Consider the following 14,942-nt stretch of genomic DNA (forward strand, 5'->3'; position numbering starts at 1 on the left):
AATTTAAATCTCTTTTCCAATCCTTATTGAGTCATAAGCAAATGGTACGATTGAGTTTAAAATTTTTTAGATTCATAATTCTTTTTAATCTATGGGTGACCGTCTGTATTCTTTGGCAGTCGCAACGTTTTATGTTGAGATCCATTGATACAGCGTCGTTCTTCATGTTCATATTCTGGTTGAAGGTTTTCGGTACTATTCTATCTGTTGCCGTCGAATATCTCTTTCACCTTTCTAAAAAGAAAATATTTCTTAAAAACCTCCACCTTTCGCCGAGTCGGATGCTAATAAGGCTTACTGGAATAGATTTGTTGTTATTTATAATACTATGTCTGATATTGAAATGCTTTATGATCGCAATTTATACCTAGATAGTCTATCGTTTAGCCGTGGTGGAAGAAAGATCATTTCAAATATTTCTTTGACTTTTGGACCGAACGAGGTGATTGGAATATTGGGAAAAAATGGAAGCGGAAAGTCTACGCTGATGAATATCATATTTGGAGAGACCAAACCTGATTTTGCATTTATGCGTTGCCAAGGTGTAAAATTTGAAAAGGGATACCAAACGAAGGAGATTGTATATCTGCCCCAAGAAGGCTTTTTACCTCGAGAATTGCGGCTTTCTGAAGCAATTCGTTTTTTTGAAATAGATGATTCTCATTTACTGGAACTTTCATTTATTCATGAAAATTTAAATAGGTATCTGGGTAACCTCTCGTTAGGAATGATCCGCTTTATTGAAACCTTAATACTATTGCATACCAAACATTCTTTTGTTTTACTTGATGAACCCTTTGTCGGACTTAGTCCTATTTTTATTGAGGTGATTAGCGCGCACATTGAACGTGTCAGACACCGCAAAGGAATATTGATAGCTGATCACTATTTTAGGCAAGTTATGGATGTAAGCGATCGCTTATATCTTCTAAAGGATTCCCATTTGATCCATGTCTCGAATCAGGAGGATCTCGTATTTGAAGGGTATATAAAACAAATAGATTAATCAGGTAAGTTGTACTTGATTAATCTATTTGATGCCATGAATGACTTATTGCTATAAAAAATTATTTAGCATTTTTTGCGGTAACATTAAGCTCGATGTCAACGTTTTGTGCAATCATCCAATCTTGTGGGTTACCTTCTGTACCGTAAGTAAGTCCCCAATCTTGTCTTTGGATCGTAAATTTAGAGTAGAATGTTACCTCGTCACCATTGAAGGTAATTTTTGCAGGGAACGTTACATTTACCGTTTTATCTTTGATCGTCAAATTACCACTAACTGTATTTGTTGCGTCAGCAACAACACTTTTTCCTTGTGCCGCATCGAATGGACCGACTTTGGTGATTTCAAATTTCGCAGTTGGATATTTGGCTACGTCAAAGAAATCAGCACTTTTTAAATGCGCATCCAAATCTGATGATTTTTTACCACCTGAAGTTGTAGGATCCACCGAAGCAGAATCGGTAAGAATAGAATTCACATCGATGGTGAAAGTACCACCGGTGACAGCATTATTTTCGACGGATAGCGTGCCCTCGCTTTTCAGAACACCATATCTTGGATTTAAACCACCTTTGTGGTATCCAGTCCATTTTAACGAACTTTTATCTGCTTCAACAGTGTAAGTTTGTCCTTTTTGTTCAGTTACTTCCTGTGCAGTTGTTGTTGTTGCTTTATCACCATTTGTGTTTTGACAAGAAGCCAACAAGAGGATAAGGGCTAAACCCGAAATTAATTGCTTTTTCATTTTTTTATCGTTTTATTGTTATATGTTATATACGATTTAAACTTTGACAGCATCAACGCTGCCAATCTGAGCTTTTGATGCTGCTGGTACAAAGGTAGAATATAGATAGTTTATTTTTGGTATTAGTTTCCTTAAGGAAACTACTTTCCAAAAAGATAGTGCCTTATCACTTTATAAATCTGTATTTTTGTTGGAAATTTAGGTCAACGAAACGGAGACGCTCTAGTCAACTGATCTAAGAATGATCGTCTATGGAATTAAAAATACCACTGGCGGCCGGCAATAGAAGAATAAAAAATAGCGAAATGAAAAAGGAAGCAACTTTAACGTCGTCGGGTGTATGTAAAACGCGCATGTTAGCCATCAATGATAGCATGGAAATTTTGGCAGGAAAATGGAAATTCCATATCATCGGTACCTTATTGTTAGTGGAGAAATTACGTTTTATGGAACTATTGCGCGAAGTTGATGGGATTGGAGCCAAAATGTTATCTAAGGAACTTCAGGATCTGGAAATGAATCAATTGATCAGAAGAACGGTGCTTAACACTAAGCCTTTGACTGTTGAATACGAATTGACTGAATGTGGTAAAACTTTGGGACCCATCATCGACGAAATTGCCAAATGGGGGATTACCTACCGCAGCAAGCTGCACACAAAACAGGAGGATGTTGTGTCTGAAATTTAGTGCTTGAAATCAAAACCGCGATAGAAATGTGCTTTTTTAAAGAAAACTGCTGTCGGATAGCGCATACTAAAGTCTACAGGCATGTTCTAAGCGGGGAAGGGTTTTCAAGCAGTTCAGCTATGCGATTTTCTAGGTCTTCTAGATCGAAAGGCTTGGCAAGGTAGCTATCGGCTCCAGCCCGCTTTGCAAGCGTTTCAATATCGGTATTTGCAGATAGATAAATCACCGGGATATCTCGATATAAAGGATGATTTTTGAGTAGCCGGGTGGCTTCAACACCGCCTATTTTTGGAATCCAATTGTCCATCAGAATTAAATCTGGACGTACTTCCTCCACTTTTTCAATGATGTCATGAGAGGTTTGTGAAACGGCTATATTATAACCATTTGTTTCAAGAATTATTGTACATATCTCAAGGACATGCTTATCATCGTCCAACATCAGTATAGTTTTGCTTCCCATGGTATCGCTTAAAAAAGTGGTGCTAAATTAAATAAAAAGCGTTAGGGAAAGCATAGGGTAAAATACCGATTCGAATAAGTAGAAATCCGCTTTTTTTGGCATAAGTTGACGGTAAAGTTACGCATGAGTTTAAACTGCCAAATCGTGCAGTTTACAGGCCGTCTTGCCCGTCATTTATAAAGGAAGATTTTTTTTTCTTTTTTCTGATGCTATTTCATTTGATACGCGTTTATTGATATTAATTTTAGCGTTAATAAAAGAGAAGACCGTTGTTCCATGTTCACGCGCATAGCTGTTTGTGACGGAGTCTGCTACCATGGATTTTTTAAAGAAAGGGCCCGTTGTTTCCAACTCTATCCCGCGCTCCCAATAGTTCTTGACACGGATCAAATTGGTGTATTTTTTACTCAGATCAAACCAATTGATATAATCTGCATTGAACGAAACAGCTTTAATTCCCAGTTTCGAGTAGTAATTTATAGCACCAGCCTGCCCATAATTGTCGCAAAGAACAAGTGTATTTTCTGGATCAGGCATCTGGCGATAAATACTGTCTACTTTGTGGGCAAGTTCCTTCCAACCTAACATATCGGCAAAGTCTTGCGGAAGAGCGTGTTCTTTGCCATCTTCCCAGGTTAACATGCCGTAGTTCCTATACTTCTCGGGATGGTCAACAATGTAAGCTGGATTCCGATTGGGAAATGCTATGTTATAGACGGGGAGAAATAAAACGACCGTTAGAGCGATCAAGACTGGCTTTAGAATTTTACCTGTTTTGTTTTCCAAAAGTGATGAAATATAAACTGCACCAAAAGCAAAATAGACTGGATAAATGCCTATCGCATAATAATCCTTCGCTCTGAGAAATAAGAAAATACCAATGGTAACAAAAAACGACCAGAAGAACAGGCGATAAGGTTTAAATATTGGATATTTTACAAGAGCATATAAAGCGAAAATTAAAACGGGAAAAGTACCGAAGAAAAACAGAAATTGAGAACGTAAAAAGCTCCAGCGATTCACATTGACAAGCTGCGTGGCCTGAAGCTCTTTAAAATGAGCGAATACCGGGAAATTATTTTGATATTGCCATATTAAATTCGGTAAGATAATCACTATAGCGAGGAGTAGGCTACCATATAATTTTCGTTCCATAAAAACTTTCCGTTCGGGTACGAGCGCAAGAGCAGGAATTAAGCCTAAGATCAGAAATACTATGTTATATTTATTCAAAAAACCGAAGGCGAATACGATGGCAATATAAAACAGCCATTTAGGTTGCCGGTTGTTCAAGTACTGTATGATGAGGTAGTATATGGCGGTCCAGCACAAAACATCCAAAGAATTTGGCTGGTACAAACCATTCAGGCGGAAGAGTACGGAAAACATGATGCAGCAGCTGCCAAATAGGAGCGCAAAGAGATTTCCTTTCAGTGCCGCTATTGTTTTCCAAACAACTAGCACTGTTAAGGCTCCGTACAATGCTGGAAAGAATTTGATCAAGAATTCTGAATTCCTGGCTATTTTAATGAGGTATGAGGTCCAGGAGGTCAGTGGGGGTACAGAGAGGTAACCCCAGGCTAAATGGTTTGCCTGATCAAGATGTAAAAATTCGTCACGCTGTAATTCGTATACCGGACTAATCAAGTGATATTGAATGACGAATTTTAAAAGGATAAGGCTAATTAGGATAATTCGATGTTTTAGTGCCATCTAAAATTTGATTATGGTTATCTTTTGCTAAATTACGATTAAATGCTATTCACATCGAGGTGTTTCATTGTTAACTGATAGCATTTATGTGGGAGTAAGTATATTTGCTGCTGCGTTTTTTTGAAATTCACTTGGAGTTAGCCCAAAAGCTGCTTTAAAGCAGGTGGCAAAATAACGGGGATCGGAGAAGCCTGTTTCAAAGGCGACTTCACTAACAGCAATGGATCTGTCTTTTTCCATGATCTGACACGCATGTTTTAGCCGTATATTTTTAATAAATTCACTGGGAGATACATTCAGCAGAACTTTGGTCTTTCGATATAGCGTTGATTTGGATAGGCCCAATATATCTCCCAGCTTGATCACGTCAAATTGATCGTCGGCAAGATGTTCTTCGACAACTTGAATCATCTTCTGAACAAATTTTTCATCTAAAGGTGTATGATCGAGTGTCGAAATATTAATCTGCGTGTTATGCTGAAAAACGAGTTGACGACAACGTTTATTAATAATAAAACTTTGGATTTTGGCTTCCAGAACCTTAATCTCAAAAGGCTTGCTAATGTAACCGTCTGCACCAGCTTGATAGCATTCTATACGATCTTCAATACTATTTTTGGCAGTCAGTAGTAAAATAGGGATATGATTGAACTCTGCATTGGATTTGATCGTCTTGCATAACTGGAGTCCATCGAGTTCAGGCATCATAATATCGCTCACAATGATATCTATTTCAGTATGTTCGAGTACTTCCAGACCTTTTAGTCCATTGTGAGCAATATGTACCTGATAATTTTGAGCTAAAATTCGCGCCATAGTCGAACGAAGTTCTTCATTGTCTTCCACCAATAGGAGGTTGAGCTTGGATTGTGTTGCATTTTTGGGTGTACTATCATCAACGGTATTCGATTCCATAATGGTAGCCTTAATTTCTTCAACAAAAGGTTGTTCCATGACAGCGATCCCTTGGTTATGGTAATACAATTTATCTACCGGAACCGTGATTTGGAAGTTACTTCCGATATGGCGTTGGCTTTCTACATGAATTTTGCCATGATGCGCCTCTATCAGCTGTTTGGTCACGGATAGTCCTATACCATTACTTTCAAGATGTTTTGTGGATGTATTGGTGTAGAAAGCTGTGAAAATTTTCTCCATGTCTTCGGGATAAATTCCTATACCAGTATCGCGAACATAGATGAATAGTCTGTTGCAGCCCATGCTTTCCTCTACATGATAGGAGAGTGTAATCTTTCCACCTTGCTCCGTATATTTAAATGCATTGGATAAGAGATTGAACAAAATTTTGTCAATTTTGTCAACGTCATAGAAAAGGATTTCAGGACAGTCTCCATGCTGAATTTCAAAGTCGATTTTTTTCTTTTTGGCAATGGGGCCAAAATGCATGTCACCCAATTGGGTAACAAAAGAAGGGAAATTAGACGCGCTGATTTGCAGTTTCATGCTGTTATTTTCCATTCTTCGGAAGTCTAGGATTTGTTGGAGGAGCCGTTTTAGACGACTGAGGTTAAGACGCATTTTATCGAATTGCTCCAAATTATTCTTTGTAGTCATCTGCACATCGTCAACTAAACAAGAGATAATTGTAAGCGGCGTCAGCAGGTCATGTGAAATATTGGTAAAATAACTGAGCTTGGACTGCGCAAGTTCTTTCGTCTTTTCCTTTTCGATCTGCGCTATCTTTAAATCACCGCTCAATTTAAGACGTTTGACAGAATAGCTAATAAAAAAGAAAGCAATGCCGATAAACGCACAGGCGTATAGAAAATACGCTAAATTACTCTCATAGAAGGCAGGCTTTTTTATGATTTCAATTTGAGTAGAAGCTGTATTCCACTTATTGTACAAATCGGTTGACTTGACTAAAAACCTGTACTTTCCTTTACTTAAATTGTTGTATGTCGCAAAAATACGATCTCGCGGAGCGTAGATCCATTCTTTATCTACCCCTTCTAATTTATAAGCGTAACGTATTTTTCCTTTCTGGTTAAAAGGTAGGGCAGAAAACGATATTTCGATATTTTGGTCTTGGGGATTCAGTGTTAAACTAGCAATATCATCGCTAAATAGCTCCTTTTCGGATTCCAAAACAATGGATCTATTGTTTATTTTTATATCTGAAATAAGGACTTTTTCGTTAAAATCCGGTAAGATGCTGTTATCATCCAGTTGAACAATTCCATTGTACCCGCCAAAGTAAATGGTATTGGAGCTCCTGTCTACAGCAAAAGCCCGTTTTGAGAACATGTTGACTTGGAGGCTGTCAGCTGTAGAAAATTCACTTATATGCTTGTTCGCCTGGTTGATCTTGTATAAATTTCGTGTCGTAGACAGCCAGGTGTAGCGATCGAGACAGACAACATCGAGCAGTTGGTTTTTCTCAAATAATGTACTGTTGGCGATTTCTGATACTTTTTGGCCTGCGAGTTGATAATTCAGTAACCTATTATCTTTGGTGCCAATCCACAGATTACCGCCCCGATCAGCATCCATCGTTTCAATCTGATCCGTTCGTAATCCTGGCGTCTCCTTTCCAATGTGTCTGATTATGGACTGTAAATTGCGGTTATCGATACAATAGATTCCGTTTTCTTTGGTTGCGATCCAGATAAGGTTTCCCTTCCCTTGGGCAATCGCTACGGGCTGATCCTTTATCTTAGCAATCATCGTGATAGGTTCCGATTCCGATTTTTTTATGAGGAGGCCCTGCGTCGTTGCAATCCAGAGTCGTTTTTGCGAATCCGTAAAGAAAAATGAAGGTTTACCTTGATGTCTGATCTGTTGAACTAAATCGATCTTCCGTAAGAATTTGATCGTATTGTTTTTCTTCTGAAAAACATTGATCGAAGCTTCATAGGCAGAGCCGACCCACAGTTCCTGTCCAAAATCTGTGGCACAGGTAACAGCACGGATCGAAATTAGATCCCTGAAATTGGAATTGCTGTATGTATTGAGTTGATTTGTTTTCGGAGATAGGCTACCAAATCCAAAACGTTCCAGATTGAACCAAAAGATTCCGGTTTGATCGCGATAGAGCATATTTAGATTTGGGGAAATACTATATAATGCCTTAATCTGTTTGAAACTATAGTTTTTAACGATTGGTTTGTCAAAGCTAAACATGAACACCCCTTTACCACCTACAGCGAGCCATAATGTGCCGTGTTTATCTTGGTAGATATCATTAAAAATATTTGTCGTGTTGTTGAAGTGGCTCGAAAGATCAATTTCTTGTAATTGACCATTTCGATATTGAAGTGTCGATATGCCCGAGAAAGACAACACCCAAATATAATGGCGGCTTCTATCCTGAAGAATGTTGTAGAAAAGATCCTCTTTACCGCCATGTCGGCGCTTATTTTTTATTTCAATTTCTCTGTAGGGATTAGTCGCCTGCAGCGGATCGAATAAATAAATCCCATCTCCCCAAGTACATAACCATAGTTGTCCATGGTCGTCTTCCATGAGTTTGAACGGATTGTTGCGTTGGCCTAGTCTAGGATAAGACTTTAATTTGTTGGTACCCTGACTTAACATAAATAAGCCGTCTCCCCAGACACCCAGCCAAATCCGAGCCTGGCTATCCTGAAAGATCGTATTAACGGTTTTGCCTCGCATGCTATTATTTAGAATAGATGCACTTTGGGCGTTCGTCAAAGGCTTCAATGCGCTATCATAGATATAAATACCATCATCTGTGCCAATCCAAAGCCGTTTTGAACCGTCAACCAACAGGGTATTGACGCGAACGTTGGCTACCCGTGGATCATTCAGTGGGACAACCTTATAATTGCGCTTATCTAATACATAAACACCTTTTTCTCCCCCTAAAATTAGTTTGTTTTCGAATTCTATAAGCGTGCGGATCGCTTGTTGACTGGTGGCTTTTCCGGCGGCATCCTTCAATTTAAAATTTAGGATATTATAAGCATCATAACGACTTAAACCCTGTGTGGAGGCATACCAGATGTATCCTTCGCGATCCTGTATCGTCTGATTGATCGTGAGGGAGGGAAGCTCATAATTTTTTGTTACGGGATCAAGCCCCATCTGTTGGCTATAAACAACAGTAGTCAAGGATAGATATAGATGCAAAAATGCAATAATCTGTCGAATACGTGCGCTCATCTTGATAATCTTTTAATCCACCTCTTTCAACATCCAGTTTAGTTAGCATTCTTATCCATCAATAGCTGCTGTGCTTCATTGACAGAAGCGGGCGGCAGTATGTCCTTTCGCTCCTAGATAGCTGTGTCACTGGACGAAAGCGGGAATCCAACTGAAAATTTTTAGGTTTATACGGATTAAAGATACAAATGTTTTTTAAATAAGTGTATATTGTACGTTTATTGAATCTGAAGCTACTCTACGCGATTTTTAGACCTTCTAGACGCAAAATGATCCCATTTTAGGTCATGATTAGTCTTTATTCAAACATCTACAAAATCGATTTGTGGTAGCTTTGTTTATCCCGGTTGGGGATCAAATTTATAAATCTCAAGACATGCGTATCAACTTTATTTTATGCCTATTACTTATAGGACATTTTTCTTTTGGACAGAAACTAAAAAAAGAAGTTGTCCTTTCTCAACTCAAAAGTGCAAACGATTATTGGCAATCTCATCACAAGCCACAAGTTTGGGCATTTTGGGATCAGGCAGCTTACCATACTGGAAATATGGAATTCTATAAGATTTCCAATTCAAAAAGTGATCTGAAATATTCTGAGGACTGGGCCAAATTCAATGATTGGAAAGGTGCGAAATCAACCAACAAACAAGAGTGGAAATATAGTTATGGTGAAACGGATGATTATGTTCTTTTTGGAGATTGGCAGATTTGTTTCCAGACCTATATTGATCTTTATAATTTGTCGCCAAGTCCCGAAAAGATAGCGCGTGCTAAAGAAGTTATGCACTATCAGATTCATACACCCAATACAGATTATTGGTGGTGGGCTGATGGTTTGTATATGGTCATGCCGGTGATGACCAAGATGTATAAATTGACGCAAGATCCACGCTATCTTGATAAAATGTATACCTATTTGCGCTACGCAGATAGTATTATGTTCGATCAGGATGAGCATTTATATTATCGCGATGCCAAATATGTCTATCCCAAACACCAGAGCCTCCACGGCAAGAAAGATTTTTGGGCGCGGGGTGATGGTTGGGTGTTTGCAGCCTTGGCAAAGGTTCTGCAAGATTTACCCAAAGCGGATAAGCATTACCATTATTACCATGAAAGGTTCAAAAAAATGGCACATGCAATCGTGAGCTGCCAGCAAGAGGAAGGGTTTTGGACGCGAAGTATGCTGGATCCTGAACATGCTCCTGGGCGGGAGACAAGCGGTACGGCTTTTTTTACCTATGGTTTACTTTGGGGACTCAACCAGGGAATACTCATTGATCCGAAGTTTTCTAAAGCGGCGCTTAAGGGATGGAACTACCTCAGTGAAATTTCGCTGCAAGCTGACGGAAGAATTGGATATGTACAGCCTATCGGTGAGAAAGCTATTCCCGGACAGGTTGTGGATGCTAATTCTACTGCTCCATTTGGTGTCGGTGCATTCTTATTGGCCGGAACAGAGATGTACCGTTATCTGAATAAAAAATAAGTGATGTATGAAGATGATAAATCAAGTTGTATTTTTCTTCCTTTTGCTGTGGGCAGGTCAATCTGTTCAGGGGCAAACTGTAAAAAAAACGTCTACTGTGCCTGATGAGGCAAGTAGAACGTTCTGGCTCCAAGAAATGGATCGCATGCTGCGGCCCGTATTAAGGAGTTTAGCACATGACAGTCTTCGATTAAATATGCCTCAGATGACATCCACGCAGGTGGATAACAGAGCGCATCGGATTAAAGTGCAGTACGTTGAGGTTTTGGGAAGGGTATTGTCCGGTATTGGTCCGTGGCTTTCATTGGATGGAGGGTCCAAAGCAGAAAGAAAGCTCCGCGATCAATACAGAGCATGGACTGTTCAGGGACTAAAAAATGCGTTGGATAGTAATGCGCGAGATTTTATGCGTTTTGATCTGGGCGGACAACAGCTTGTAGATGCATCTTTCATTGCTTTAGGTTTTATCCGGAGTCCATGGCTGTGGGATCACATTGATGAGCAAACTAGAAAAAATTTGATTGCATCGATCAAGATAACGCGTCAATTTCGGCCTGCCTATTCGAATTGGCTGCTATTTTCGGCGATGAACGAAGCTTTTTTAGCTCAATATTCTACCGATTGGGATGTAATGCGTGTGGACTATGCCCTGCAGCAATTAGAGCAATGGTATGTCGGAGATGGTATGTATATGGATGGTCCGCATTATGCTTTTGATTACTACAATAGTTATGTCATTCATCCTTTTTTGGCCGGCATCATGGACATCATTCAATTGAAGACCAAACATTACGATAGCATGTTTGCTAAAATCAGCCTTCGTAATGAGCGATATGCCATCATCCAAGAGCGCTTAATCAATGCAGATGGTAGTTTTCCACCAACAGGAAGATCCGTAATTTATCGTGCTGCAGCCTTTCATCACTTAGCCGACATGGCATTCAAGAAACGACTTCCTCAAGAACTAACCAACGGGCAGGTGCGGGGTGCGCTGTCTGCTGTGTTGAAAAAGACAACAGAAAATCCAAGTACCTACCAAAATGGCTGGTTGACATTGGGCCTGTATGGTAGCCAGCCTGGCCTGGCAGATTCGTATAATAATCAGGGTAGCCCTTATCTCTGTTCGGTTATTTTCTTGCCTTTAGGCTTGTCTGATGAAGATCCTTTCTGGACAAGTGAAGTTGAGGACTGGAGTGCCAAGCGAATTTGGTCGGGTCAGGATTGGAGTAAGGACTATAGTAAAGCTATTCACTAAGATAGTGGCTGTTAATGAAAAGATATCGGATTCAAATATGTAGAATAGGAATGATGTGCGCTTCATTCCTCTTGATTCTTTGTGCAGTGCAAGGACAAGAAATTAAGGAAACAATAGCCGGAAACGGATGGGCTAAGAATACGGTCAACACCGCTGTATTTCGGAAAAATTCCCTAACCAGCAACGGCAAATATCAATATATAGCCTATTACGATGGGCAGGGATATGTTGTATTAGGGCGACGCCTACTATCCGGTAAACTTTGGCAGCTGCGTCGCTCAGGTTATACCGGCAATGCCAAAGATGCGCATAATGTGATCAGCATCATGGTGGATCAGGAAGGATATCTGCACGTGTGCTGGGATCAGCATAATAGTCGATTGCGCTATGCGCGATCTATCCATCCGAATAGTCTTGTACTCGGTGATGAGCAGATTATGGTCGGTCAAAATGAAAGCCGGGTGACTTATCCCGAATTCTTAAAACTGCCCAATGGTGAGCTGTTATTTTTATATCGGGATGGTGGATCCGGGAATGGCAACCTTGTGGTGAATACGTACGATAGTAAACAGCAGCAATGGAAACGTATCCATAGCAATTTGATTGATGGGGAGGGAAAGAGAAATGCTTATTGGCAAAGTTATGTCGATAACCACGGAACGATACACCTCTCTTGGGTTTGGCGTGAAAGTCCAAATGTAGCGAGCAATCATGATATGGCTTATGCTTGTTCAAAGGATGGCGGATTGACATGGGAGCGAAGCGACGGAATAAGATATGACCTGCCCATGAAAGCATCTACAGCAGAGTATGCTGCCCGGATTCCGGAACGGCACGAATTAATCAATCAAACATCAATCGCTGCTGACGATAGCGGGAATCCTTTCATTACTACTTACTGGCGTGCTCCAGCATCTGACATTCCGCAATATAAAGTTATTTATTTACAGGATGGTCAATGGAAGGTTCGATCTTTTGATTTTAGAAAAACCCCATTTAGCTTAAGTGGTGGTGGTACAAAGGAGATTCCTATTGCAAGACCACAGCTATTGGTTCGGGGTAAGGATAAGAAGATTGCATTAACATTGATCTTTCGTGATCAGGAAAGGGGCAGCCGGCCTTCGATTTTGACGTTACAGGGTATGCAGCAAGAATCGCCGAGGATTACTGATCTTTGTCAAGAATCTGTAGGAGCGTGGGAACCAACTTACGATACTGAGTTGTGGCGAAAGAAACGGAAAATTGCGCTATTCGTACAGGCTACGGTACAAAAAGATGGGGAGGGGTTAGCAGAAACGGATCCGACAGCAGTAAAAGTGCTGGAATGGCGCGACAAAGGGAGAAGAAAATGATAACATTAAGCAACATGAAAATAAAACAGGGCCTACTTAGACTGCTGGTGTTTAGCTGCGTTTTTCTTGGATTCGCAGCAACTGCTCTGAGCCAGAATAGTTCAGTTTTCGAACTGAAAAATCCAGATTTTAAAAAAAGTCCTTACACTGGACTAACACGCCAACATTGGATGGATGCTGCATCCTATCTGTTGGAAGGGGCATTTTCTGTCGTTAGCGACTTAAATAGCCCGATGTTATTTCCCAAGCAGCCTGGACGTAGCTACCCTAGAGATGGCGTGCACAATGAAACAGAACGATTAGAGGGGCTTTGCCGTACGCTTTTCATCGCTGTGCCGCTTTTAAAGAAAAATGCCGACTACGAGATCCGTGGTATTCGCGTAGCAGATTATTATAGGCATCAACTGGAACTGCTATTACATAAGGGCTCCGAAAGCTATATTGCCCCACTTCCAGAAAAAGGCGGGCCGAGTCAAAAGCTGGTCGAATTTGGAGATTTGGCTGTGGCGCTAATGGCAGCGCCTGAAGTGCTTTGGGATCCGTTGCCACAACATACTAAAAATGAACTCGCACAAACCATGCTGAGTTATGGTAATGGACCAACGATACAGATGAATTGGCGATTTTTCAATATTATGATTTTAAGCTTTTTTAAAAGTAGAGGTTACCCTGTTCGGGAGGATTACCTGAAGGATTTATTGGAAAAATGTCTTCAAGATTATAGGGGCGATGGCTGGTATAATGACAGTCCTTACTACGATTACTACAGTATGTGGGCTTTTCAGCTGTATGGATCGCTTTGGGCCGCTAATTATGGTGCGACGATGTACCCTGAACTTGCTGCAAAATTCAAATCGAATTTGCATGATGTGGTGAAAAGTTATCCCTATTTATTTAGCCGTAATGGTGAAATGATTATGTGGGGCCGTAGTATTTCGTATCGTATGGGGGCCGCAGTACCCTTTCCATTATTGGGGTTATTGGATGATCCTTCCATCAATTATGGTTGGATGCGGAGAATTGCTTCGGGTACTTTGTTGCAATTTTTAGAGCATCCGGATTTTCTTTCGGATGGTATTCCCAACCTGGGCTTTTATGGCGCTTTTGATCCTGCGGTACAGGAGTATAGTTGCCGGGGAAGTGCATATTGGCTGGGGAAATTCTTTTTAGGTCTTTTGGTTCCGGAAAATAGCAGTTTTTGGACTGCTTCAGAAAATCAGGGTGCCTGGAATCGTCAGATTCCAAATGCGAAGGTGCTGAATACCTATATAGAGGGGGCACAAATGTTGATCACTGATTATGATAGCATCGGTGCCTCCGAAATCCGATCTTGGAATACCAGTAGGGACATCGGCTATTATCAAGGGACGGAAAATTACAATAAGCTTTCCTATAATAGTGCTTTTCCTTGGCAGGCCGATGGGAAGAACGGGGAAATTTCAATGAATTATACTTTTCAGACCCAACCTGCCCAGTGGGAATCACTTCGGATGTATCAATTTAGCGGGTACGAGGAGGGAGTTTATCGCCGTACGGCGACCTTGGCTTCGGATACGAGTATACATCTATTCTTGGCAGAACGGACAATAGCAAATGGAATTTTGAGATGTGATCAATTACTTTCCGAAAAGCCTTTGGCCTTGCGGCTGGGGCATTATGCCCTCCCAAAATGGAAGGATCATCCTATCCATTCAGAAAAAATGGAGTATAACGGCAATGAGGCGATGATTTTAGATAATGGGCAATACCAATTGGCTATGGTAAGGCTCATGGGTTGGGAGGGGATGGAAAGCTTAAGTTGCCAAGGACTTCATCCTGTAGCGCAAGAGAGTGCTGTATTAAATTGTTTTGTAGGTGGAGAAAAGCCGCTAGGACAATGGTATGTCACCTTGCAGCTGTGGAAGAAATCGGGAGAAAAATGGACAAATGAAGAGCTTTTTCCACAAGTGAAAGCAACGGATAAGAAAGTGGAGATTCGCTGGCGTAACGGAGAGAACTACATCTTTCCTACGCGCATTTAACAAACAGTAGCTATAAAGTGTACAAGGGTTGCCAAAAAAATGGCAACCTTTTTTTAT

Annotated in this window: 10 protein-coding genes; 6 read left to right on the top strand and 4 right to left on the bottom strand. The window is 40.5% G+C overall.

Annotated elements, in window-relative coordinates; genetic code table 11:
- The first annotated feature begins 328 nt into the window (after positions 1-328).
- Positions 329-1,006 (top strand): ATP-binding cassette domain-containing protein, encoded by a 678-nt coding sequence (locus B3E00_RS13525; RefSeq protein WP_293938843.1) that lies wholly within the window; start codon positions 329-331, stop codon positions 1,004-1,006.
- A 61-nt stretch (positions 1,007-1,067) separates the two neighbouring features.
- On the opposite strand, the gene B3E00_RS13530 is transcribed toward B3E00_RS13525, so the two are convergent.
- Positions 1,068-1,751 carry a YceI family protein gene (locus B3E00_RS13530; RefSeq protein ID WP_209577957.1) on the bottom strand — a complete coding sequence of 228 codons (684 nt, stop codon included), beginning with the start codon at positions 1,749-1,751 and terminating at the stop codon, positions 1,068-1,070.
- A gap of 251 nt (positions 1,752-2,002) precedes the next feature.
- Between B3E00_RS13530 and B3E00_RS13535 the strand changes: the two genes are divergently transcribed.
- Positions 2,003-2,440: a winged helix-turn-helix transcriptional regulator gene (locus tag B3E00_RS13535; RefSeq protein WP_293884784.1), complete on the top strand. Its 438-nt coding sequence runs from the start codon at positions 2,003-2,005 to the stop codon at positions 2,438-2,440.
- Between the two features lie 73 nt (positions 2,441-2,513).
- Here B3E00_RS13535 and B3E00_RS13540 read toward each other — a convergent pair whose 3' ends face one another.
- From B3E00_RS13540 to B3E00_RS13550, 3 genes are all read right to left on the bottom strand, one after another.
- Positions 2,514-2,903, bottom strand: coding sequence for a response regulator (locus B3E00_RS13540; protein ID WP_209577958.1), 390 nt, complete (start codon positions 2,901-2,903; stop codon positions 2,514-2,516).
- Positions 2,904-3,077: 174 nt separating this feature from the next.
- Positions 3,078-4,616 carry an ArnT family glycosyltransferase gene (locus B3E00_RS13545; RefSeq protein WP_293938845.1) on the bottom strand — a complete coding sequence of 513 codons (1,539 nt, stop codon included), beginning with the start codon at positions 4,614-4,616 and terminating at the stop codon, positions 3,078-3,080.
- Between the two features lie 84 nt (positions 4,617-4,700).
- Positions 4,701-8,765: a hybrid sensor histidine kinase/response regulator transcription factor gene (locus B3E00_RS13550; RefSeq protein ID WP_209577960.1), complete on the bottom strand. Its 4,065-nt coding sequence runs from the start codon at positions 8,763-8,765 to the stop codon at positions 4,701-4,703.
- 376 nt (positions 8,766-9,141) lie between these two features.
- Between B3E00_RS13550 and B3E00_RS13555 the strand changes: the two genes are divergently transcribed.
- From B3E00_RS13555 to B3E00_RS13570, 4 genes are read left to right on the top strand one after another with little or no spacing between them, the layout of a single operon-like run.
- A complete protein-coding gene (locus B3E00_RS13555; RefSeq protein WP_209577961.1) occupies positions 9,142-10,257 on the top strand; it encodes a glycoside hydrolase family 88 protein in 1,116 nt (371 codons plus the stop codon).
- Positions 10,258-10,264: 7 nt separating this feature from the next.
- Positions 10,265-11,512, top strand: coding sequence for a DUF2264 domain-containing protein (locus B3E00_RS13560; protein ID WP_293938847.1), 1,248 nt, complete (start codon positions 10,265-10,267; stop codon positions 11,510-11,512).
- Between the two features lie 50 nt (positions 11,513-11,562).
- The gene (locus tag B3E00_RS13565) at positions 11,563-12,864 is read left to right on the top strand and encodes a BNR repeat-containing protein (RefSeq protein WP_293938848.1); all 1,302 of its coding nucleotides are present in this window, start codon (positions 11,563-11,565) and stop codon (positions 12,862-12,864) included.
- Positions 12,865-12,878: 14 nt separating this feature from the next.
- Complete coding sequence (locus B3E00_RS13570; protein ID WP_293938849.1) at positions 12,879-14,885, top strand: DUF2264 domain-containing protein; 2,007 nt, start codon at positions 12,879-12,881, stop codon at positions 14,883-14,885.
- Positions 14,886-14,942: the final 57 nt, after the last annotated feature.

The sequence above is a fragment of the Sphingobacterium sp. UBA5996 genome (genome assembly GCF_002429765.1).
Lineage (GTDB): Bacteria > Bacteroidota > Bacteroidia > Sphingobacteriales > Sphingobacteriaceae > Sphingobacterium.

Bases quoted from the DNA above. Each gene is read 5' to 3' on its own strand.
- B3E00_RS13525 (WP_293938843.1), top strand. From the start codon at position 329: ATGTCTGATATTGAAATGCTTTATGATCGCAATTTATACCTAGATAGT.
- B3E00_RS13530 (WP_209577957.1), bottom strand. From the start codon at position 1,751: ATGAAAAAGCAATTAATTTCGGGTTTAGCCCTTATCCTCTTGTTGGCT.
- B3E00_RS13535 (WP_293884784.1), top strand. From the start codon at position 2,003: ATGGAATTAAAAATACCACTGGCGGCCGGCAATAGAAGAATAAAAAAT.
- B3E00_RS13540 (WP_209577958.1), bottom strand. From the start codon at position 2,903: ATGGGAAGCAAAACTATACTGATGTTGGACGATGATAAGCATGTCCTT.
- B3E00_RS13545 (WP_293938845.1), bottom strand. From the start codon at position 4,616: ATGGCACTAAAACATCGAATTATCCTAATTAGCCTTATCCTTTTAAAA.
- B3E00_RS13550 (WP_209577960.1), bottom strand. From the start codon at position 8,765: ATGAGCGCACGTATTCGACAGATTATTGCATTTTTGCATCTATATCTA.
- B3E00_RS13555 (WP_209577961.1), top strand. From the start codon at position 9,142: ATGCGTATCAACTTTATTTTATGCCTATTACTTATAGGACATTTTTCT.
- B3E00_RS13560 (WP_293938847.1), top strand. From the start codon at position 10,265: ATGAAGATGATAAATCAAGTTGTATTTTTCTTCCTTTTGCTGTGGGCA.
- B3E00_RS13565 (WP_293938848.1), top strand. From the start codon at position 11,563: ATGATGTGCGCTTCATTCCTCTTGATTCTTTGTGCAGTGCAAGGACAA.
- B3E00_RS13570 (WP_293938849.1), top strand. From the start codon at position 12,879: ATGAAAATAAAACAGGGCCTACTTAGACTGCTGGTGTTTAGCTGCGTT.